The sequence below is a fragment of the Rhodococcus sp. T9N genome (genome assembly GCF_024436645.1).
Classification (GTDB): Bacteria; Actinomycetota; Actinomycetes; order Mycobacteriales; family Mycobacteriaceae; genus Rhodococcus_F; species Rhodococcus_F qingshengii.
Genome location: NZ_JAMSKS010000014.1, coordinates 54,305 through 75,465, shown reverse-complemented (window position 1 = coordinate 75,465; position 21,161 = coordinate 54,305). Strand labels below are relative to the sequence as shown.

Annotated in this window: 21 protein-coding genes; 10 read left to right on the top strand and 11 right to left on the bottom strand. The window is 62.4% G+C overall.

Features of this window, described 5'->3' with window-relative positions; genetic code table 11:
• Positions 1 to 2 precede the first annotated feature (2 nt).
• Complete coding sequence (locus M1L53_RS21820) at positions 3 to 1,037, bottom strand: Lrp/AsnC family transcriptional regulator (protein WP_054188674.1); 1,035 nt, start codon at positions 1,035 to 1,037, stop codon at positions 3 to 5.
• 99 nt (positions 1,038 to 1,136) lie between these two features.
• On the opposite strand from M1L53_RS21820, the gene M1L53_RS21815 reads away from it, so the two are divergent.
• From M1L53_RS21815 to M1L53_RS21805, 3 genes are read left to right on the top strand one after another with little or no spacing between them, the layout of a single operon-like run.
• A complete protein-coding gene (locus M1L53_RS21815) occupies positions 1,137 to 2,345 on the top strand; it encodes an MFS transporter (protein WP_030535848.1) in 1,209 nt (402 codons plus the stop codon).
• 13 nt (positions 2,346 to 2,358) lie between these two features.
• On the top strand, positions 2,359 to 3,621 hold the full coding sequence (locus M1L53_RS21810) for an amidohydrolase (RefSeq protein ID WP_054188675.1): 1,263 nt from the start codon (positions 2,359 to 2,361) through the stop codon (positions 3,619 to 3,621).
• Positions 3,622 to 3,654: 33 nt separating this feature from the next.
• Positions 3,655 to 5,106, top strand: a complete 1,452-nt coding sequence (locus M1L53_RS21805; protein ID WP_054188676.1) for an amidase — start codon at positions 3,655 to 3,657, stop codon at positions 5,104 to 5,106.
• Positions 5,107 to 5,118: 12 nt separating this feature from the next.
• On the opposite strand, the gene M1L53_RS21800 is transcribed toward M1L53_RS21805, so the two are convergent.
• Together M1L53_RS21800 and M1L53_RS21795 are read right to left on the bottom strand one after the other, a co-directional pair.
• Complete coding sequence (locus M1L53_RS21800) at positions 5,119 to 6,132, bottom strand: ABC transporter substrate-binding protein (protein WP_003944194.1); 1,014 nt, start codon at positions 6,130 to 6,132, stop codon at positions 5,119 to 5,121.
• On the bottom strand, positions 6,129 to 7,151 hold the full coding sequence (locus M1L53_RS21795; RefSeq protein WP_054188677.1) for an ABC transporter substrate-binding protein: 1,023 nt from the start codon (positions 7,149 to 7,151) through the stop codon (positions 6,129 to 6,131). Before M1L53_RS21795 ends, M1L53_RS21800 begins: the two co-directional genes overlap by 4 nt.
• A 166-nt stretch (positions 7,152 to 7,317) precedes the next feature.
• Between M1L53_RS21795 and M1L53_RS21790 the strand changes: the two genes are divergently transcribed.
• The 4 genes from M1L53_RS21790 to M1L53_RS21775 all read left to right on the top strand — a co-directional run bounded on the left by M1L53_RS21790 (position 7,318) and on the right by M1L53_RS21775 (position 10,492).
• Positions 7,318 to 8,040, top strand: coding sequence for a FadR/GntR family transcriptional regulator (locus tag M1L53_RS21790; RefSeq protein WP_030535852.1), 723 nt, complete (start codon positions 7,318 to 7,320; stop codon positions 8,038 to 8,040).
• On the top strand, positions 8,037 to 8,687 hold the full coding sequence (locus tag M1L53_RS21785) for a sterol desaturase family protein (protein ID WP_030535853.1): 651 nt from the start codon (positions 8,037 to 8,039) through the stop codon (positions 8,685 to 8,687). Before M1L53_RS21790 ends, M1L53_RS21785 begins: the two co-directional genes overlap by 4 nt.
• 143 nt (positions 8,688 to 8,830) lie before the next feature.
• Complete coding sequence (locus M1L53_RS21780) at positions 8,831 to 8,989, top strand: hypothetical protein (RefSeq protein WP_003944172.1); 159 nt, start codon at positions 8,831 to 8,833, stop codon at positions 8,987 to 8,989.
• 90 nt (positions 8,990 to 9,079) lie between these two features.
• The gene (locus M1L53_RS21775; RefSeq protein ID WP_054188678.1) at positions 9,080 to 10,492 is read left to right on the top strand and encodes an amidase; all 1,413 of its coding nucleotides are present in this window, start codon (positions 9,080 to 9,082) and stop codon (positions 10,490 to 10,492) included.
• A 19-nt stretch (positions 10,493 to 10,511) separates the two neighbouring features.
• Here M1L53_RS21775 and M1L53_RS21770 read toward each other — a convergent pair whose 3' ends face one another.
• Genes M1L53_RS21770 through M1L53_RS21750 form a run of 5 tightly spaced genes read right to left on the bottom strand, consistent with a single transcriptional unit; the run spans position 10,512 to position 16,170 of the window.
• Complete coding sequence (locus tag M1L53_RS21770) at positions 10,512 to 12,710, bottom strand: acyl-CoA dehydrogenase (RefSeq protein ID WP_054188679.1); 2,199 nt, start codon at positions 12,708 to 12,710, stop codon at positions 10,512 to 10,514.
• 4 nt (positions 12,711 to 12,714) lie between these two features.
• Positions 12,715 to 13,581: an SDR family oxidoreductase gene (locus tag M1L53_RS21765; RefSeq protein ID WP_007735961.1), complete on the bottom strand. Its 867-nt coding sequence runs from the start codon at positions 13,579 to 13,581 to the stop codon at positions 12,715 to 12,717.
• A gap of 41 nt (positions 13,582 to 13,622) precedes the next feature.
• Complete coding sequence (locus M1L53_RS21760; RefSeq protein WP_019746344.1) at positions 13,623 to 14,498, bottom strand: MaoC/PaaZ C-terminal domain-containing protein; 876 nt, start codon at positions 14,496 to 14,498, stop codon at positions 13,623 to 13,625.
• Positions 14,499 to 14,505: 7 nt separating this feature from the next.
• Positions 14,506 to 14,937 carry an SRPBCC family protein gene (locus tag M1L53_RS21755; RefSeq protein WP_030535858.1) on the bottom strand — a complete coding sequence of 144 codons (432 nt, stop codon included), beginning with the start codon at positions 14,935 to 14,937 and terminating at the stop codon, positions 14,506 to 14,508.
• Between the two features lie 42 nt (positions 14,938 to 14,979).
• Positions 14,980 to 16,170, bottom strand: coding sequence for a lipid-transfer protein (locus M1L53_RS21750; protein WP_007735955.1), 1,191 nt, complete (start codon positions 16,168 to 16,170; stop codon positions 14,980 to 14,982).
• 102 nt (positions 16,171 to 16,272) lie between these two features.
• Here M1L53_RS21750 and M1L53_RS21745 point away from each other — a divergent pair, with 102 nt between their 5' ends.
• Both M1L53_RS21745 and M1L53_RS21740 read left to right on the top strand, forming a co-directional pair.
• Complete coding sequence (locus tag M1L53_RS21745; RefSeq protein ID WP_007735953.1) at positions 16,273 to 16,956, top strand: TetR/AcrR family transcriptional regulator; 684 nt, start codon at positions 16,273 to 16,275, stop codon at positions 16,954 to 16,956.
• Positions 16,953 to 17,504, top strand: coding sequence for a GNAT family N-acetyltransferase (locus tag M1L53_RS21740; protein WP_054188680.1), 552 nt, complete (start codon positions 16,953 to 16,955; stop codon positions 17,502 to 17,504). Before M1L53_RS21745 ends, M1L53_RS21740 begins: the two co-directional genes overlap by 4 nt.
• Here M1L53_RS21740 and M1L53_RS21735 read toward each other — a convergent pair.
• Genes M1L53_RS21735 through M1L53_RS21725 form a run of 3 tightly spaced genes read right to left on the bottom strand, consistent with a single transcriptional unit; the run spans position 17,482 to position 20,208 of the window.
• A complete protein-coding gene (locus M1L53_RS21735; RefSeq protein WP_054188681.1) occupies positions 17,482 to 18,939 on the bottom strand; it encodes an HNH endonuclease signature motif containing protein in 1,458 nt (485 codons plus the stop codon). The two genes, M1L53_RS21740 and M1L53_RS21735, sit on opposite strands and share 23 nt — an antisense overlap.
• A gap of 35 nt (positions 18,940 to 18,974) precedes the next feature.
• Complete coding sequence (locus M1L53_RS21730; RefSeq protein WP_054188682.1) at positions 18,975 to 19,625, bottom strand: DUF6308 family protein; 651 nt, start codon at positions 19,623 to 19,625, stop codon at positions 18,975 to 18,977.
• A complete protein-coding gene (locus M1L53_RS21725; RefSeq protein WP_054188683.1) occupies positions 19,618 to 20,208 on the bottom strand; it encodes a hypothetical protein in 591 nt (196 codons plus the stop codon). Before M1L53_RS21725 ends, M1L53_RS21730 begins: the two co-directional genes overlap by 8 nt.
• A gap of 158 nt (positions 20,209 to 20,366) precedes the next feature.
• On the opposite strand from M1L53_RS21725, the gene M1L53_RS21720 reads away from it, so the two are divergent.
• Complete coding sequence (locus M1L53_RS21720) at positions 20,367 to 21,134, top strand: SDR family NAD(P)-dependent oxidoreductase (RefSeq protein ID WP_003944195.1); 768 nt, start codon at positions 20,367 to 20,369, stop codon at positions 21,132 to 21,134.
• Positions 21,135 to 21,161: the final 27 nt, after the last annotated feature.

Here is a 21,161-nt window from a genome sequence, read left to right as displayed (position 1 = left end):
GCTCAGCGAAGAAGGTCGCCGGCACCCCAAATCGCGACCGGCACATGACCTTCTGCCACTCCGCTTGGTCCGAGCAGCTGTCCGAATCGCTTCATCGGGTACAACGAGACACGTCGATCGAGGATCCGCACACTACCGATTCGACGGAGGCGATCCTCCACGACAAGACTCTGCGCGAGACTGCTCAGCCACACGCTGATCAACATGTTCGCTGTTCCGGTAGTCGCTACCAACAATCTGATCTCCGGCCAACTCGACACAAGATTGCCGAGTTCGTCGGTGGAACCGTCCACAGCGACATCGAAGATCACTTCGAAAGGTGAACCGACAGCCTGTTGCGAGACATCGCAGCGGAAAATCAACTGTTGCGACGCAGTCAGTTGGGCCAAGCGCCGTCGAATCGCAGTCTCGTTCGTTCCACAAATCGCGGCGAGACGCGCATAGCTGGCACGTCCGTCACGGCCGAGCGCCTCCAACAGGGCACCGTCGGACTCGCGGAACTCTGTCGGATCTGCCGGCACCGCAGCGCCCTTTGTCGATGCCGTTGCCAGCTGAGCCCGACCCGCTTGCCCCAGAGCGCCCGGCTCCCAGCTGAACCCGTCCCGGTACACCTTCACCCCGACCCGGCTTCTGATCGACAGAATTCCAGGATCGGCGGCAAGGTGCTCACACACCAAGGCGTCCAAACTCTTGTGGTCGGCGGCCACGACTCCGACGAAATATTCGTACTCGCCTTCCGTCCTGGCCAACAGATAGGCACAGGAGAGTTGACGTAACAGCTCCCCCACGTCGGCAACGGAATCCTGTGTGGTCCTGATCAGGAGATAGCCGAATATGTGGGTTCGACCGATTGCGACCGCGTTGACCCACGAATGACCGTTCGAGACGAGGCGACGCCACCGGCGGGCGATCGTCGTCGAATCCATGTCGAGCACTGAGGACAACTGCGTCCACGACGCGCGGGGGTTGAGCTGAAGTGCATTGATGATCTCCAGATCAGATTCCGCGATCACGAATGTGTCGGATTCCGGCTTCATCGGGCCAGTATTGCCGGATTACTGCATTCTGGTCGGTGATCCCTGCCTGTTTGCCAAAGATGTGTGAATCACTTCACAGGTTCACCACTTGGAGGCCCAGTGCTTCGCTCCACCAAAGTCACGGTCGCGTTGCTGTTCGTCGCGTACGCGATCGACTACATAGATCGGCTGGCGATCAACCTCGCTCTCCCCTTGCTCGGTGAGGAGTTCGATCTCGACTACTCCCAGCGTGGATTGATCATCTCCACGTTCTTCATTGCATACACGCTGGCCCAACTGCCTGGTGGACTGCTCGCCGATCGATACGGCGCAGTCCGGATGGCTCTGATCGGGTTGGTGGCGTGGAGTGTCTTCACCGGCCTCACTGCCCTTGCCTGGTCGTTCGGGACGCTTCTGGTTGTTCGCTTTCTCTTCGGTCTCGCGCAGGGCGTGTTTCCGGCAGCTGCAGTAAAGCTCGTTGCCGAGCGGAGCATCCCGGAGCAACGTGCCACTGCCACAGGATGGATGAACAGTTCCAACGCCGTCGGTACGCTTCTTGCCATCGTTGTTGCGGCAGCACTTCTCCCGTTGATCGGCTGGCGTGGAATGTTTCTGGCCGTCGCGGCGCTCGGCGTACTCTCGCTCGTCAGCATCAAGTTGTGGCTCCCGCCGGCACTTCCGGCGGAGAACGACCACGGTCCGGATTCCTCCTGGGACAACATGCGCACCGTACTTCGCTCCCGCGCGATGTGGCTCTTCGCCTTGATGTTCTTCGGATACGACTTCGTGATCTGGGGGATGTCGTCGTGGGTTCCGTCGTACCTCCATGACGAACGTGGAATCGCCCTCTCGAGCGCAAGCCTCCTTCTGATTCCGGCTACCGTGGTGGCCGCCGTGACCACCGTCATCGGCGGGCGAATCTCCGATCGGCTGGCTGGCAACAGTCGTGTCGTCGTGGTGCCGTCCATGCTCGCGTGCATCGTGATGCTCGTTTCGATTCCTTTCGTCTCCAACACGGCCTTGTTCGTCGTTCTCGTCACCCTCGGATCTGCCGCTGCCTCTTTCGCTTTCATGCCGTGTTTTGCACTTCCGCTTCGTAGCCTGCCTTCGTCGGTGGTCGGAGCAGCCTCGTCGATGATCATTTTCGGCGGCATGGTCGCCGGAATAGTCGCGCCGTTGGTATTCGGATTCATCGTGGACCACCTCTCCTGGTCAGCGGCGTTCGTATCTCTCGCGCTCGGGCCTGTCGTGGCGATCGTCGCGGTCATGGCAGCACCACAAACCCGGGAAAAGATGCTGAACCTGGTGCAACTGAAAACCGCCAACTGAAAGAAGATCAACCATGAATCAACTGCTTTCGAATCTCGAGTTCGGAGACCCGTCGCGGTTGCGAACCGTCGAGCCGCACTGGTTCGAGCTCTACCGGGACCTACACGCACACCCCGAGTTGTCCGGCGACGAAACTCGCACCGCCGCAATTGTTGCCGAGGAACTTCGGCGAATCGGTGGCTGGGACGTCACGGTCGGGGTCGGCGGTACGGGTGTCGTCGGTGTTCTCGAAGGGAGCAGCGGTCCGGTGATCCTGCTACGCGCCGACATGGACGCGTTGCCGGTGGCAGAAGACACCGGGCTGTCCTACGCCTCCAGAACTGATGGAGTCATGCATGCGTGTGGCCACGATGTCCACGTAACCGCGCTACTTGCCACGTGCGCAGCACTTTCCGCGGATCCGACATCGATCACCGGGACTGTTGTCGCGGTCTTCCAGCCTGCTGAGGAGACCGGCTCCGGCGCTCGTGCGATGGTCGACGACGGAATCTTCGACCGCTTCCCACGACCGGACCTCTGCCTGGGACAGCACGTGGGCCCGACTCCTGCGGGGATGTTGGTCAGCAAACCCGACATCTTGATGGCAGCATCCGACACGATACGAGTGGTCTTTCACGGCCGTGGTGGACACGCGTCCTCACCGTACGCATGCATCGACCCTTTGTTGATGGCAGCGTCTTTCGCGCTGCGCATTCAAAGTCTGGTCGCTCATGAAGCGGCAACCCCGACAGCACCTGTGCTCACGGTGGGAGCCTTGCACGCCGGCACGGCTGCGAACATCATCGCCGATGAAGCCGAACTACTGCTCAGCCTGAGGACTTTCAGCGCAACGTCACGAGAAAACATGCTCGAATCGGTGCGCCGGATAGCCCGCGCAGAAGCGGACGGAGCCGGCGCCGTCGAGACGCCGGACGTTCATGCGTACAACGGCTTTCCGGCCACGGTCAACACTCCGGACGCCACGTCCACAGTGATGTCCGACCTGCGACAGGCCGGCTTGGGAATGCACACTCTGTCACAACCACTTTCAGGTAGCGAGGACTTCGGAATCTTCGGCACCGCCGCCCAATGCCCCTCCGTGTTCTGGCATTTCGGCGGAACGGCACTGCAGAGTTTCGACGGAACCGCCCTTGCCGCGCTCGCCGAGGGACGGATACCACCCGGCACGCCGTCCAATCATTCACCGCGCTTCGCCCCCGATCCCGCCGCTGCCCTACCCGAAGGTGTTACAGCCATGACCGCGGCCGCGCTGGGAGCCCTTGCGCGGAGCGCGTGATTCCCACGCATACTGTCCCAGGGAGATAACGTCATGTCAGACGAACTGCACTACCTCAGCGCCACCGAAGCCATTGCTCACTTTCGCGCGCGGGAATTGTCTCCGGTCGAACTGCTACAGGCAATCATCGACCGGACACAGAATTTCGAACCTCACATCAATGCCTTCACCGAAGAGATGTTCGACGAGGCCCTCGCCGGCGCACGGGAAGCCGAGAGCCGGTATCGCGGCCAAGGACCCGACCCGCGGCCGCTGGAGGGAATTCCGGTAGCTGCCAAGGAAAAACACTCCATTGCCGGAAAGTCGCTGACCGAAGGCTCTCTGGCGGGGCGCGGCAACATCGCCCGCGAGAACGCACCCGTGATCGACCGAGTTCTGGCAGCAGGCGGCCTGATTCACGCACGCACGACGACACCGGAATTCTGCGTCGCGGCGTTCACACACTCTCCTTTGTGGGGCGTGACCCGCAATCCCTGGAACCTCGATTACAGTCCCGGCGGCTCCTCCGGCGGAGCCGGCGCCGCACTGGCCGCCGGAACTACTACTCTGGCAACAGCATCCGACATCGGCGGGTCGACAAGAGGCCCGGCAGGCTTTACCGGCACCGTCGGTCTCAAGGCCTCGTACGGGCGTATCGCCGGGGTCGCCCCGCTGTCCATGGATTCCTACCGTGGCGACGGTCCGATGGCCCGAACTGTTGACGACGCAATTCTTTTGGCCAACGTTCTGATCGGGCCGGATCCGCGTGACCATTCTTCCCTAAGGCCGGCGATCACGCTGCCACACGAGTACCCGTCGGTCGAGGGAATGCGAATTGCCCTGTGCCTGCGGCTCGGTGACTTCCCCATCGAGCCTGACATCGAGGCGAACACCCGGGCTCTCGCACAGTCGTTGGTCGATGCCGGCGCGATCGTCGAGGAGATCGAGTTGCCGTGGACTCGTGATTCGATGGCAGCAGCGGTGAAAGTCCATTTCGGAACGATCATGGGTGCATCCGTCGCGGAAGTTGCTCGCGTCCACGGTGATCTTCTTGCCGACTACACGCTCGACAACGTCGCGATCACGTCGAAGGGCGCTGCGGAAATGTCATTTCTGGACGGCCTTCGCAAGGAAACCCAAATGCAACGAGAGCTCGCCGAGGCGATGGCTCCCTTCGATGCGCTGATCTGCCCGACTTCGGGCACCATCGCCTTCCCGGCAGGCGAGTCTTTGCTCGACGGCCTCACTGTGGCGGGTCAGCACGTGAATAACACCGCCGAAGCACTTCTCACATTGCCGTTCAACGTCGCCAATCGGTGCCCCGTATTGGCGGTGCCGAGTGGACACGCACACAACGGCGTTCCCACGGGCGTCCAGATCGTCGGCCATACGTACGACGAACCGACCGTGTTCCGGATCGGCAAAGCACTGGAGAAGATCCGCCCGTGGGCATACACCGACCAGCATCAACCGAAGCTGAATGTGGTGACGCCGGCGTCCTCTTGATTGCTGAGGAGATCAGAGCTTGGCTCTGATCTCCTCAGCGATCGGCTGGAACTGCTCGAGGAATGTCAGGGCCCAACCGAAGGACGCGACGCCCTCGTAGTCGAACGAGTACACCTGATCATTCTTGACGGCGCGCAGACGCTGGAAGATGGTGTCGTTCGCCAACTTCTCGTTGATGGGGCCCTTGCCACTGTTCGTGATGATGACGTCGGCCTCGTCGAGTAGCTCCAACTGCTCCCTCGGGAACCACTCGTTGCTGCCGGCGGGAATTGCGAGTGAACGGTCGTTGAACTGGAACCCGGCCTCGCTGATGACCGTCGTCTGATACTTGGTCGGCGAGTACAGCGAGAAACCACTCTCCTCGAAGTACGTGGTGTAGACGACCTTCACCTTGCTCAGCACATCAGCGTTGTCGCTGCGGAACTTGGCGATCCGCGCCTCGTACCGATCTGCCAACTCTTGAACCTTCGCGCTCTGGTTCAGCGCGTCCGCGACTCCGAAGGCGCGCTCCTTCCATGCGTACTGCCCGTCCTCGGCAAAAACCGCGGTCGGTGCGATCGACCGGATCTGCTCGTAAAGATCCGGGTTGTTCTCCGACAGCAGGTTGGTCATCACGATCAGGTCGGGAGACAAAGCCGCTATCGCCTCGGCGTTGGGCTCGTACCAGCGTCCCACCTTCGGGAGAGACCGCAGAGCGGACGCATAGGGTTCCGGGACGCCGTCGGCGTTCTCGTAGTCGACCGGCAATCCGACCGGTGTGAACCCGGCGTCGAACATCGCGGGGCCCGTGTAGTAATCGGCGCTGACCACCCGTTGCGGGTTGGTGGGCACTTCCACCTGCCCCAGAGCCGTGTTGATGGTGCGCATCGAACCCTCGGCCGATTCACCGGAGCTGGTTCCGCAGGCCGTGAGCAATCCGATCCCCGCCAAGGCACCGGCTCCGAGGAAACCGCGTCGGGTAAGTGCTGCGGTGATGCGAGCGAATTCGGCATCGGTGTCAGCGGTGGGCAATAGAAGTGATGTCATGAAAGTGCCTCCAAAGCGCCGGTTTCGAGTTCGTTGAGCCAGTTGATTGCAGTGCCGTAGTCGGTGACCTGAGTACTGATTCCGAATACCCGGCCCGAAGCTGCTGCCGGAATGCGGCTCCACAGCGGGCTGGCGAAGACGGATTTCATTCCTGCAGAATCAGTTCCGTTCGGCTGCTTCGGGTAGATGACGACGGTGACGTCCCGCAGCATTTCGAGTTGTTCGAGCGGGAAGGCTTCGAAGCCGGTGGCTGGGCGCAGGTCCGGGATGAATTCGCCGCGGGTCACGTTCAGGTCGGCGAGCATCGCGCCGGTCACTCCGGTTGGATACAAGATGGAGAAGTGCCCTTCCGAACCACCGATAGCAACCTGGGCCCACCGATTCTCGCCAAGCTGCGCGGCGTATTCGGTGCGGATTCGCTCTTGCATCGCCTGATACTTCTCGCGATTCGACGTCAATGCCGAACCCTTGTTGACCGCGTCTGCGACACCCTCGGCGACAGCGCGCCAATCCGATCGGTTCGTGCCCGAATACACCGCTGTCGGAGCAATTTTCGAGAGCTCGCGGAACATGTCCTCGTCGATCTCGTACGCATCGCCGACGATGAGATCAGGCGCGGCAGCCACGACGGCTTCGCGGTTGACCTCGAGGAAAACCCCCACCGTGGACAAGCCGTCGATGAACTTCTGCTGTGTCGGGATGAACTGGTCGATGTACGCGCTGTAGTCGAGCGTCGCGACGGGTCGGGCGCCGACGGCTTGCAACTGCCACGGGGTGTTGTATGAGACGGCGACGATGCGCTGCGGATTGACGGGAACATCCACGGATCCGTAGTGCGTCTGCACAGTACGAGTTGCGCCTTCCGCACCGCCACCGCCGTCCTCACTGCTGCATCCGGCAAGGGCGAGCATGGACAGTGCGGCGGCACTTCCACCCAGAAAGCCGCGTCGGGTCAAGGCCGCGGCGACGCGAGCGAACTCTGCATCGGTATCTGGAGTCGGTAACAGGAGTGATGTCATGGGTTTCCTGACGGTTATCCGAATTAGGTCTACCTAAAATTACTCTCACCTGCACCGTTACGGTGAAGCCTCTTGGCCAAGACGTATCTCTTTCACGCCAAGACGCCAATCGTTGAACTGGTATTACCACTTGACCTCTTACCGATAAGCGGGTTACGGTCGGTACATGTTTCAACCCGTTGCACGTACCTCGGCCTCCGGCGCAGTCTTCGACCAGATTTCGGTGAAAGTGCTGGCCGGAGAGCTGGCTGCGGGCGAGGCGCTACCCAGCGAGCGCAAGCTCGCCGAGGCATTCGGCGTCTCGCGACCCGCAGTCCGCGAGGCAATTCAGAAGCTCGCCCAGGCCGGGCTCGTCGAGGTCCGCCAGGGCGAGTCCACGTCGGTGCGCGATTTTCGACGCCAGGCCGGACCCGAACTTCTCCCCCAGCTGCTGGTGCGCGACGGCGTCCCCGACCTGAGCGTGGTGCGCAGCGTCCTGGAAACTCGCGAGTTGATGGGACCGCAGATCGCTGTGCTGGCCGCCCGTCGCATCTCCGCGGAATCCGCCCGAGAACTCGACGCGGCCGTTGATCAACTAGGCGCCACCGAAGATCCAGTGGAGTTGCAAGACCGCGCTCTGGCGTTCTGGGACGTCGTCGTCGACAGCGCAGATTCCATTGCCTTCCGTTTGATCTTCAACAGCCTTCGGGCTGCATACGAGCCGGCTATGACTGCACTTGCATCCGTCATGGTCGCCGAAGTCGGCCAGACCGACCTGTATCGAAAACTGGCCTCCGCCATCACTTCACACGACGAGCCAACTGCCGAGACGTCAGCCGCACAGCTCCTTCACACCGGCACGACGGCAATCGGCGACGCTCTCACCTTCCTGGAAGGACTGAAACCATGAGCAAGCCTCTCACTCTCGCCGATGCCGCACGGACGTTCCGCAAGTCACCGACGCCGTGGATGATCGGCACCATGCTGCTGGCCGCCGCGGCGGCGCGCATCGCAGTGGGCAACTGGCAGATCACCGACGCCCTCGTTCCGCTCGTGATGCTTGCCGCATTCCCCTTCGTGGAGTGGATCATTCACGTCTTCGTTCTCCATTGGAAACCGCGAACCATTGCCGGCGTCACACTCGATTCACGGCTGGCGCGCAGCCATCGGGAACACCACTTTGCGCCGCGAACCGTCTCACTCATCTTCATCCCGTGGCAGACGCTCCTGATCGTGATTCCCGTTCTGACAGCCGTCGCCCTCCTGACATTTCCCCGCGTCGAACTCGGTCTGACGTTCCTGACCTTCATTTCCGTGCTCGGCCTCGGTTACGAGTGGACACATTTCCTCATCCACAGTGACTACAAGCCGAAAACTGCTCTCTACCGGTCGGTTTGGCGCAATCACCGCAACCACCACTTCAAGAACGAGCACTACTGGTTCACCGTCACCACCGCGGGAACTGCCGATCGCGTACTGGGCACGTACCCCGATCCCAAATCCGTCGAGACCTCCCCGACAGCCAAGAACCTGCACGGCGCAGCGTCCAAGCTGTGAAGGAAGACCGATTCCTGGCCCCCAGCTGGCAATGAACTTGAACTTGCCTGTGTATCAGCAATTTTCGTTGAAACTCGTCAGAACCGTGCTTAGTGTCGATGGAGTCAGAAGTTCGAAAACGCTGTAACCGAAGGACACAACACATGTTCAACGATGTATTCAACAACGTCATCCACCCGATGGTCACGAACTTCCAGCAGTTGGGCCCCCAGCAGTTCATTCCGCAGCAGTTCATCCCACAGGGAGTGTTCCAGCAGGCGCCGCAGGCAGCAGAGCAGGCAGTGACGATCTTCGGTAGCTGATACCGCAATCCACAGATAGCGCCACTCAGGGGTCGTCCGTCCAATATGCTGGACGGACGACCTGAGTGCCTCCGCCTGACAAGGATCCCCATGACCGCGAACACCCCCATCCACGCTTTCACCGACGACGCCCTGGGCGACCTCGACGCCACCGGCGTCGCCGCCCGGATCGAATCAGGCGAGGTGACCGCACGGGAAGTCATGGAGGCATCAATCGCCCGCGCCGAGGCAGTGCAGGGGCAATTGAACGGTCTGGCCTGCACTGATTTCGATCGTGCCCTCGCCAGGAGCAACCGGCCCGCCAAGGGCGTCTTTGCCGGTGTCCCCACCGCGATCAAGGACAACACCGACAGCGCCGGCCTTCCCACCCAGCAGGGCAGTACCGCCTTCACCGCGATCCCCGCCAAAGCCGACAGCGATTTCGCGAAGCAGTTCCTCTCCACCGGGGCCATTTCGATCGGCAAGACCCGACTGCCCGAGTTCGGATTCAGTGCGTCCACCGAATACATGACGGAAGAACCCGTCCACAACCCGTGGAATCCGGCGTACTCGTCGGGCGCTTCCTCGGGAGGCGCAGCCGCGCTTGTTGCTGCCGGCGTACTCCCGATCGCGCACGCCAACGACGGCGGTGGATCGATTCGCATTCCCGCCGCTGCCTGCGGACTCGTCGGACTCAAACCCACTCGCGGACGCACCATCGCCGATCCGGCCGACAAGTCGATGCCGATCCGGTTGATCGCCCAGGGCGCCGTTACTCGCACTGTTCGCGACTCTGCACGATGGATGTCTGCGGCTGAGAACTACTACCGCAATCCGCGACTCGCACCGGTTCGCTTGGTCGAAGGACCCAGCTCAACCCGCCTGCGCGTCGGCGTGATCGCCGATTCCGTCACCGTCACCAAGACGGACGACGAGACGCGCAAGTCCGTCGAAGCTACGGCCGAACTCCTTGCAAGCCTTGGCCATCATGTCGAGGACGCAGCACTGCCCGTCGGCCCCGAATTCATCGACGACTTCAGCATTTACTGGGGCTTTCTGTCGTTTGCCATCTCCACCGGTGGCAAACAAATGCTCGGACCCGACTTCGACAAGTCCGGCACCGACAATCTCACCAAGGGCCTCTACACGCTGTACCGGAAGAACCTGGTGAAGACGCCGCGCGTGCTCTATCGTCTGCGACGGCTCCAGCAGCAATACAGCGCCATGTTCTTGAAGTACGACGTCGTGCTCTCGCCGGCCCTGGGGCACACCACCCCCGAGCTGGGATACCTCTCTCCCGCTCAGCCTTTCGAGGAACTCTTCGACAAGCTGATCGCGTACACATCGTTCACGCCACTGAACAACATCTCCGGAGGTCCCGCGATTTCGCTACCGATGCATCAGACCAGCAATGGTTTGCCGTTGGCTGCGCATTTCTCCGCCGATCTCGGCGACGAGCGCACGCTCCTCGAATTGGCCTTCGAACTGGAAGAGGCTCAGCCCTGGAGAAGAATCCAGGACTGAGCCTCGCCGGTAAATACCCTCAGTCTCGCGGCAATCCGAGCATGCGCTCACCGATCACGTTGAGCTGCACCTCGGTTGTGCCACCGTAGATGGTGGTGGCACGGCCCGAAATGAGTTGCTCCATCGCCTTGTCGCTTGGCTGACCTGGGATGCTGACCGCTCCGGCAGCACCCAGTTCGGCGACGACGAACTCGGCGATCGACTGGCTGATCTTCATCGCCAACAGCTTGCCGACGCTCGACGTCGTACTCACGTCGATCCCCGAAAGTTGCTTGAGCACAACGCGGGAGCCGATGAGGTCGATCGCCTGACTCTCCGCAACCAGCTCGCCGACACGGTAGCGTCCGATCGGGCTCAGGTCTGCCGACTTCGCGAACTTCAGCAGATCGGAGTCCGAGGCGTACGCCTCCATCTTCTGGCTCAGTGCGACGCGCTCGCCGGCCAGCGTCGTCCGGGCGACGTTCCAACCATCGTTGACCTCACCGACCACGTTCTCGTCGGGGATGAACACGTCGTCGAGGAACACCTCGTTGAACAGCGCCGAGCCCGTCATCTCACGCAGCGGGCGGACGGTGATGCCCGGTGTCGACATATCGAGCACGAAGTAGGTGATGCCCTGATGCTTCGGCTTGGTGGCGTCCGTGCGGGCGATCAGCATTGCCCAGTCGGAGAACTGCGCAACCGTGGTCCAGATCTTCTGACCGGTGATCTTCCAACCGCCGTCGACCTTTTCGGCCTTCGTGGACAAGGACGCAAGGTCGGAACCAGCACCGGGCTCGCTGAAGAGCTGGCACCACACCAGCTCACCCTGCAGGGTAGGCACGGCCAGCTCTTGCTTCTGCTTGTCCGAACCATGTGCCACGACGGCCTGCACGGCCCACGTTCCCATCAGAAGCTGCGGCATCGAGATTCCGGCAGCCTTGATCTCCTGGGAGATGACGATCTGCTCGAGCGGAGCGGCGCTGCGCCCGTACGGCTTCGGCAGGTGAGGCTGAACCCAGCCGCCGTCGCCGAGCGCGATCAGCTGGTCGTCCTCGTCGAGCTCGACCAACTTGGCAAGCTCGGCCGCGATGCCGCCGCGGATCTCCTCCGCCTCTGGCGGCAGTTCGAGAACCGAAGCCCGGCTGACACCGTCAAGTGCTTGCTGCGCAACACGATTGGCTCGATCCTCGCGGGTGCCGAGAATGCCGCGGATCGAGAGCGCGCGCCGGTAGTACAGGTGGGCGTCGTGCTCCCACGTGAAGCCGATGCCGCCGTGGACCTGCACACAATCCTGCGCTACCTGCACTGCGGCGTCCGGCACGATGACTGCTGCGATATCGGCGGCAAAATCTGCCGTGTCGTCGCCCTTGTCCAATGCGCTTGCCGCATCCCACACAACGGCGCGTGCCTGCTCGAGCGCAATGCCCATCTGCGCACACTTGTGCTTGACGCCCTGGAACTGGCCGATGGGTCGCCCGAACTGCACGCGTGTCTTGGCGTACTCCGACGCAGTGGAAACGCACCAGGACATGACGCCGACGTCTTCGGCGCCGAGAACGACTGCGGCAATGGACCGTACCCGCGCCTCGGTGAGACCGTCGAGTATCCGTTCGGCGCTGATCTGAGCATTGTCAGCTTCGATCCGCGCACTACCGCGCAGCACGTCGATGCTGTCCTGAACGGTGATCGCGACTGCGCTGCTCTCGAGCACCGCGTAGCGAACGCCCTCGGGCAACTGGATCGGAACCAGCAGTACGTCGGCGTGCTCACCACCGAGCACACCGTCGAGTGCGCCCGTGATCTTGTACCCACCGTCCGACGACTCGGCCGCAAACGGTGCACCCAAGGCGACTGCTGCCGTACGACTTCCGTCGATCAGACCGGGCAGGAACTCGGGTCCCGCCTTGGAATCGGCGACACCGAGAACGGCACTTGCCAATACCGTCGGAACGAACGGGCCGGGAGAGACTTTGCGGCCCAATGCTTCCAGTGCCACTGCCAAGGTCAGCAGGCCGGCGCCGTGACCACCTTGCTCTTCCGGAACCGCGAGCCCGAGAAGGTCCTGCCCGACGAGCGCCGTCCAGAACTGGGGGAACTTGTCCTCGGTCCGCGACTCCACGGCCGCGCGCACCTGCTCGGTGGTGATGGTGCGCTCGGCGAAGGAGCGCACCGAATCTGCAAGCGCGGTGTGCTCCTCACTCAGCCCGAGACCGAGTTCGTATGCGTTGCGTGCCATGCGCTTACAGTCGTTCTGCGAGGTCGGCGGTGGTCCAGGGACCCTCGCTCTCGATGGTGTTCACACCGTGCCAGCCGGCGAGTTCCGTGATGGCCCCACCCTGAACGGCATACACCTTGCCGGTCAGCTTGCAATCCGCTGCCGCTAGATAGGCCACCAGCGGGGAGATGTTGGACGGCGCAAACGCGTCGAACTCACCCTCGGGGACCTCGGCGGCGAACAACGCGCCCATACCGGGTGTCGCCAGCGTCAGCCGAGTACGCGCGATCGGCGCAATAGCGTTGACACGCACGCCGTATCGATCGAGCTCGTCAGCGGCCACCAGAGTCAGGGCTGCGATGCCCGCCTTGGCGGCGCCGTAGTTGCCCTGGCCCGCGTTGGGCATGAAGGTACCCGAAGCCGAAGCGGTGTTGATGACCGAAGCGTTGACGGTCTCGCCTGCCTTGCTCTGGTCCTTCCAGTACGCGGCAGCGTGGTGCAGCGTCGCTGCGTGCCCCTTGAGGTGCACGGCAATGACTGCATCCCACTGGCTCTCGTCCATACCGGCGATGAAGGCGTCACGAAGAATGCCGGCGTTGTTGACCAGTACGTCGAGTCGGCCGAACTCGCTGACGGCCTGCTTGACGAGGCCCTCGGCGCCGTCCCAGGTGGCGATGTTGTCGGTGTTGGCAACAGCCTTGCCGCCTGCAGCGACGATCTCGTCGACTACCTGCTGCGCGGGGCCGGCATCTGCACCGGAACCGTCGTTTGCTCCGCCGAGATCGTTGACCACGACGCTCGCACCCTCACGAGCGAAGAGCAGCGCATGCTCACGGCCGATGCCGCGTCCTGCTCCGGTGATGATCGCTACGCGACCGTCGAGACTTCCCATCAGTTCAGATTCCCATCAGTTCATTTGTCGGACATGAAGACTCATTTGTCGGCGATGACCGCCAGGCCGTCCTTGATCACGAGGTCGCCGACCGCGCTGGTTTCGTACGAGTACGACGTGGCTCCGTCTGCCGAACCCGACTTGTAGAACACCGTCTCGATGTCCTGGGTCGGGAGTACGGGTTTCGCGAATCGCACTGCGAGACGGCGCAACCGCTCGGTCTCGCCGCCTGCCAGTTCGGTCAGGGCTCCCCACGACGTGAACGCCATCGTGCACAGTCCATGGTTGATGATTCCGGGGAGACCGGACATCCGAGCGATCTCCTCGTCAAGGTGGATCGGCATCGGATCGCCGGAAGCCGGTGAGTACCGGAACGTCTGGTCCTCGTCGATGTGCTGATTCACCACCGCTGCGGGACTACCAGCGCGAAGAGCGTCGTCGAATCGGTGTTCGGGAGCCTTCTCGCCCAGTCCGGGGCCCGCGTCGACCTTGCGGAAGAACGCTGTCATCCATTGCTCGTTGACCAATTCACCCTTGTCGGTTTTGGTTTCGACGTAGATGACGACGGTGGACCCGTTGTCCCGGCCCTCGAATCCGATGGGCTTGGCGCGAGCGACCAGATGGTCGCCAGGGTAGATCGGACGGTGGAACAGGAAGTCCTGCTCACCGTGAACGAGCTTCATCAGCAGTTCGACCGGCGCCACCGACAGCGCAGCGGGTGCCATCGACATGAAGACGGGTACCACCGCGAAGACCGGCGGAGCGATCTCGCCTTTCAGGTGTCGCTCGATGGGGTCGTTTGTGGCAGCGGCATATTCGGCGATGCGCTCGGCTGTCACCTCGAAGTGCTCCGGATCGGTCCATACGTCCAGCCCGGACGTATCGAATTCGACCGCGTTGGTCTTCGGTGTCGTCATCGAGCCGTTACCCGACCAGCTCGGCGAACTTGGCCAGCGAGGCCTCGAGATCAGCCTTGGCGTTCTTGGCAACTGCCTTGCCGATCGGCCCGACGATCATGGTGCCCTTGAAGCTGGCGTCGACGGTTGCCTTCGAACCCGCACCGTCGGCCTCGACCGAGAGGATGAATTCGACGGTGACGCCGGCCATTCCGGTACCGGCAATCTTGACCATCTTCGGAACCTCGACCTCTTCGACGGTCCACTCGATCTTGTTGGCCATACCCATCACGGAGACGACCTCGGTGAACTTGGCGCCCAACGCGACCTCGGTGGGGAGTTCACTCTTCCAGCCCTGGTGAATGGTGAGCCACTCTTCCCAGCGAGACAGATCGGAGAGCGCATCCCAGGTCTTCTCGGGGGATGCGGGCAGTACGGCGGAGACGGAAACGGAAGCCATGATGAAACTCCTAGTGGGTAGCTGGCGGGTTGAGGGTGTGATTCAGCGTGCGTAGGGCTTGTATGCGGTCACGACAACTGCACCGCCGAGTCCGATGTTGTGCTGGAGGGCGACCTTCGCGCCGTCGACCTGACGCTTGTCCGCGGTTCCGCGGAGCTGCCAGGTGAGTTCGGCGCACTGCGCGAGGCCTGTTGCTCCGAGGGGGTGGCCCTTCGAGATGAGGCCGCCGGACGGGTTGACCACCCAGCGTCCGCCGTAGGTGGTGTCGTCGGCGTCGACGAGCTTGCCGCCGTCACCTTCGGCGCACAGTCCAAGTGCCTCGTAGGTCAGCAACTCGTTGGTGGAGAAGCAGTCGTGGAGTTCGATGACGTCGACGTCGTCGGCGGTGATCCCGGCCTGGGCGTATACCTTCTCGGCGGCCTTGCGGGTCATGTCCGCGCCGACGAGGCTGATGGCGCTCTTGTCCTCGAAAGTGCTGTTCATGTCGGTGACCATGGCCTGTCCGACGATCTCGATCGCCTGAGCAGCGAGCCCGTGCTTTTCGACGAATGCTTCGCTGGCGATGATCGCCGCGCCGGATCCGTCCGAGGTGGGCGAGCACTGGAGCTTGGTGAGCGGCCCGTGAATCTGGCGTGCTTCGAGGATCTGCTCGAGGGTGTACTCGTCCTGGAACTGCGCGTACGGGTTGTTCAGTGAGTGCTTGTGGTTCTTGACGGCGATCTTCGCGAACTGCTCTGCAGTGGTTCCGAAGCGTTCCATGTGCTCGACGCCCGCGGCGCCGAACATGTACGGAGCCGGCGGCATCGCGAACTCCTGCAGCTCGGCGAGAGCGAGGAGGTGCCGCATGAGGGGCTGTTCACGGTCGTCGTAGGTGGATCCGAGGGACCCGGACTGCATCTTCTCGAAGCCCAGCGCGAGTGCGCAGTCGGCCTGACCACTCTTGACCGCCTGCGTGGCGAGGTAGAGCGCGGTCGATCCCGTCGAACAGTTGTTGTTGACGTTGACGATGGGGATACCCGTCAGACCGAGCTCGTAGACAGCGCGCTGACCTGCGGTGGACTCGCCGTAGACGTAGCCGACGTATGCCTGCTCGACCTCGGTGTAGTCGATACCCGCGTCTTCGAGCGCCTTGGTACCCGACTCGCGTGCCATGTCGGGGTAGTCCCACTCGCGGGCTCCCGGCTTCTCGAACTTCGTCATGCCGACGCCGACGACAAAAACCCTGTTACTCATTGCCACTCCTGAAGAGAACGGTATCTGTGTGTGACACGCTGTCCCACCAAAGTATGTGAGACATCTTGTCCAGTCAATGGCGGGGTGAGTATCGTTCGATTTATGACAAAAACAGCCGAGTCGGCGCAGCCCGACGGGCGCAGCACTCGCTGGAACGATCACAAGGAACAGCGCAAAGCGCGGATCCTCGACGCAGCACTCGATGCAGTCAACGAAGGTGGCGCCGACGTCGGCGTCCAGCAGATCGCCGAGCGCGCCGACGTCCCCCGTTCCGTTGTCTACCGGATCTTCAAGGATCGAGCCGACCTCGACGAGCAGCTGCGAGTCCGCATCCTCGAGATGATGATGACCGACCTGACCCCCACCCTCACGCCACAAGGCACCGTCGGCGAGGCCATCTCACGGGCCGTCGAGACCTACCTCCAGTGGATTGTGAAATATCCACGACTGCACCACTTTTTAGGCAAGGGCTCGCCGAGTACGCGGGCCACCGGTTCGAAAGTGGTGACCGGAACCAAGACGGCAATCGCCGTCCAATTGGGAAATTTGTTGGGCACGATCCTCACCAGCCGTGGCAAACCGTCGAAGATGGCGGAGCCCTTGGCTTTCGGCGTCATCGGATTGGTCGACGTCAGCGTCAACCGTTGGCTCAGCCAGCCGGGTTCCGATGTGACCAGCGCAGAATTGGCCGAGTTCCTCGAACGCTCCATCTGGCAGGTTCTCGACGGCAATCTCCGGAGCATCGGCGTCGACATAACGCTGTCGACGCCGATCGCCGACCTGTGACAGTCACCGAACTACCCTGGACACTCGACGGACGTGGACTTCAACTGGTCCAGGTTCCATCACTCGCCCTGCACGCACTGGGTGAAGACAACGCCACTCTTGCAATGGAACTCGCACCCGACCTCCTGACCCCGTATCTCCTCGGCGAAGAATGCCAGGGCTTGTGGCGCTACCGGAGCAAGCAGATAGCAGAGAATCCCCTCGACAGCGCGTGGATCACCCGCATCGCAGTCGATGCCCGCACCTCGACGCCGGTGGGGTTGGCCGGATTCCACGGTCGCCCCGATGCGCGCGGGATGGTGGAGGTCGGATATCGCATCGACCCGGCGTTCCGGCGTCAGGGCTACGCACGAACCGCCCTCGAGATACTTCTCGACGTCGCGAGTCGCGAATCCGAAGTACACATCGTTCGCGCGACCATCAGCCCGGACAATGCCGCATCTCGAAACCTGATCAGCCAGTACAATTTTTGCGAAGTCGGTGAGCAGTGGGACGAAGAAGACGGTCTGGAGACCATCTTCGAAGTCAGTGCCTCTCCGGAACCGTGACCGCCGTCAACCCGCTGGTTTTATCGGTCCAGTGAATGGCACGGTCCTCCAGCATCACCGGTGTCCACAACCTGTATGTCTTCACCTGATGGTGATGACGACACAGGCATTGGAGGTTGCTCGCAATGGTCCACCCACCGCGTCTCGGATCGGAAGGATCGAACTCGGTGATGTGGTCGAGTTGGCACCTGTTCGCGGGCACCGAACAACCAGGGAACCGGCAGTGACCGTCGACGGCCCGCACCAATGCGGCCAGAGCCGCTCCCGGAGCATAGGTCAGCGCGCCGGGAGGCGGATCGGGTTGGGTGCCATGCCCATCCGATCTTCGAACGATGTCCGGTGATCGCGCGACCAACCGTTGCATTGCCCGAATCCGATCCCCGCAGCCGTTCGGTTCGCGACTTGGGCGATCACGTCGGGTGACAAGCGGCAGGACAGTCGGAGCATGCTGCCGACGCGGTCGGTTCCCCGCGGCCTGGGCGCGGAAATCAACGAACAAGGCCTGCCAGGTGGAATCAGCGGCGAGCTCGCGAGCAAAATCAGGATCGATCGGCCCGTATCCGTCGATGCTCGCGGGATCTGACATCAATCCGAGGAGCGTCGCCAGATCACACACGATGTGCAACAACGGCTTCCGACGTGAGGATGCAGTCGATCGAGCTGCTGTGGATGCTGCCTCGCACGTTTCGCTGCCACACTGACAAGTCAGCCCCTGTTCGCCGTGCAGCAGAGCGACCAGTGCGTCGGCCCTACGGGTCGAGACATTTCGTGGATCGTGGTTGCAGACGCTTCCGGCGGCCTCGTTGATCAGGCCAAGCGCTTCGACGGCCTCGGTCGCGCTGAGTGTTGCCTGCAACTGGGCGAGTCCGTGACGGTCTGCTCGCGTGCGAACATCGCGGTGTTCCAGCATCTTCCGGCGACGTTCGGCGGCAGCATCCGGATCGTAGGCAAAGAGCTGGCGCTCGATGTCGCGCTCCAGTTGCCCGGGCGGAAGACGGTGCGCCGAGGCAAGTACCCGGCGCTCGAGTGCTGCGATCGCCTCGGGGTCGACCCCGGTGAGTCCGTCGACAATCTTGCGCACACGCGCATAGTCCAGCTCGCCGGCAGCGAAGGCGACCTTGGTGAGCGGAAGGAACTCCCGTAGGGCATCACCGATCTCGATGTGGACTTCGGCAGTACGACGCGAGCACGTGAGCATGACCGCGATCTCGTTGCATGCGATCCGCCACGCCTTGTCGACATCACCGGACACGTCGAGTTCGGCGTTGAATCTCGACTCCGACAACATGGATGCACCGAGCACCTTTTGCGCGGCTAGCATGTTCTCGCTCTGCGCCGTCGCAAAGAGCATGTCCGGCAACATGAGTGGATCGACGACAGGACGGCCGTCATCGACGACTGCCCCCACACCGCCCGTCGATCCGTTATCGAACATACATTCGACAATAAACCCACCCACCGACAAGAAAGCTAGAGTGCCGGTTTGTATCCCTTACCCTGCATCCACGCCAGCACGTCCAACACCCTGATGACCGGAACGGATTCGTCGAGACCTGCTCGTGCACGTAGATCGAGGAGTCGACTCTGCAACTCGTCTTCCCGCATGGCTACGCGAACGGGTTCCAGGTGGGCCGACTTCGTTCCCAACTCCCGCCCGACGACGTCGTCGTAGATCGGGAAGAGTCGCGGACGCTTGCGCGCGATCAGTTTGGACGCCATGGTTCGCCCGACACCGTGAATCTCTCGAAGCGCCGTCTCCAACCGCCACACCGGAGATTCCGGAGTGAAGGGATCGGGTTCGTTCGACAGATCGCGATCCGGGCCCACGTCCGCCAGGAGTCGGTTCAGTTCGGCATTGTTCTCCCCGAGCAGGAAGAAGGCTCCTTGCGCCGGAACCTGAACCGACAGAAGCGTCACCGCAACAAGATCTTCCGCGGTGAAGATGTTCGCATCACGATCGCGATTGCCACTGGGATCCCAGGAATCCCACAACGCACCGGTTCGGAGATAACCGGTCTTTCGGAGCGGCCTCGTGAAATATTCCTGCAGCACGTCGACCGCGCCGTCATCGTCCCCGTCTCGCAGCACACGCGGGAGTCGGATGGGCAACTGATCAAGCATGGTCGAGCGACCTTTCCAGTACATATTTGGCGAACCCGGCGTTGTGATACTGCCGAAATGGGCCCTTGCCCTTGGCAACAAGATGCTCCGCGAGCGGACGAACCGTCGTCATGTCGACGGGCAGTTGAGCAAACTGTTCCAACGCATCCGAGTCCTCGAGACTGCAGTCGATCACGGTCCCGTCGCCGTCGGCGGACGCCAACTCGGTGCGTCTGATGGCGACCAGATCGTGCTTGGCGTCGAGTTCTTCGATGCTGCATCCGGTTCGCGATTCCAGTGCCGAACTGGATACGTACACGGACATGACGTGCTCGATCGGCTTACCGCCGACCAGATGGCACTCGACGCTCAGAATCTCCATCGGACCGATATTGAGCGTGAACAAGCGATGGCGCTCCGCGGATCGGTTGGTCGACGGCAGGCAACTGATCGTCCACTGTTCGATCTCGACGGCGGCCGGAGCGTCGAACGCGTAGGAGAGAACCTCGGCAATCAGCTCGGCAAGATCTTCGAAGAGCGGGTCGCGCTGCAACCGCTCGAAATTCTCGACAGAAGCGGCGGGACGCACAGGCGCCTTGCTCACGCAGGTCCCCTCTCGTCCGGTGCTTTGCTCTCAGACCTCGCGTCCAAGGTACCCAGCCCTACGCGGGTCTCGCGCGTTCGCCCTCACATACACCCTCGCGTTATGGTTCTCGACACGTACCACCGCCTTACCGATCGCTAACTCGAGGAGCACACGAAGTGGAAATCAAGGGAACCGCAGCACTGGTCACCGGAGCGGCATCAGGCCTCGGCGCCGCAACAGCCAAGCGCCTCGCCGACGCCGGCGCTACCGTCTTCGGCCTGGATCTGCCCGCGTCGATCGAGCGCGCAGGCGACAACGTCCCCGCCGGCGTCACCCTCATCCCCACCGACGTGACCAGCGGCGAAGAGGTCGAAGCAGCGATCAACCAGATCGTCGAGTCGGGCTCCCCGCTGCGCATCGTCGTCAACTGTGCCGGTGTCGGCTGGGCCGGACGCATCCTGTCCAAGAAGGGTCCGCACGACCTCGAGCTGTTCCGCACGGTCATCACCGTCAACCTGCTCGGCACCTTCAACGTCATGCGCCTGGCCGCCGACGCCATCGCCAAGACCGAGGCCGTCGACGAGTCGGGCCAGCGCGGCGTCGTCATCAACACCGCTTCCGTTGCTGCCTTCGAAGGCCAGATCGGCCAGATCGCGTACTCCGCCTCCAAGGGCGGCGTGCACGGCATGACGGTTCCGGCTGCCCGTGACCTTGCGCAGTTCGGCATCCGCGTCAACACGATCGCTCCCGGCATCATCGACACCCCGATGCTCGCAGGCGTCACCGACGAGTACCGCAAGGGCCTCGAGGCCGGCGTTCCGTTCCCGTCCCGCCTGGGCCAGCCGTCCGAGTACGCGCAGCTCGCGCAGATGATCGTCGAGCACGACTACCTCAACGGCGAGACCATCCGCATGGACGGCGCACTGCGCATGGCGCCGCGCTAACCTCCCTGCTGTGCGCCTTTATTAACC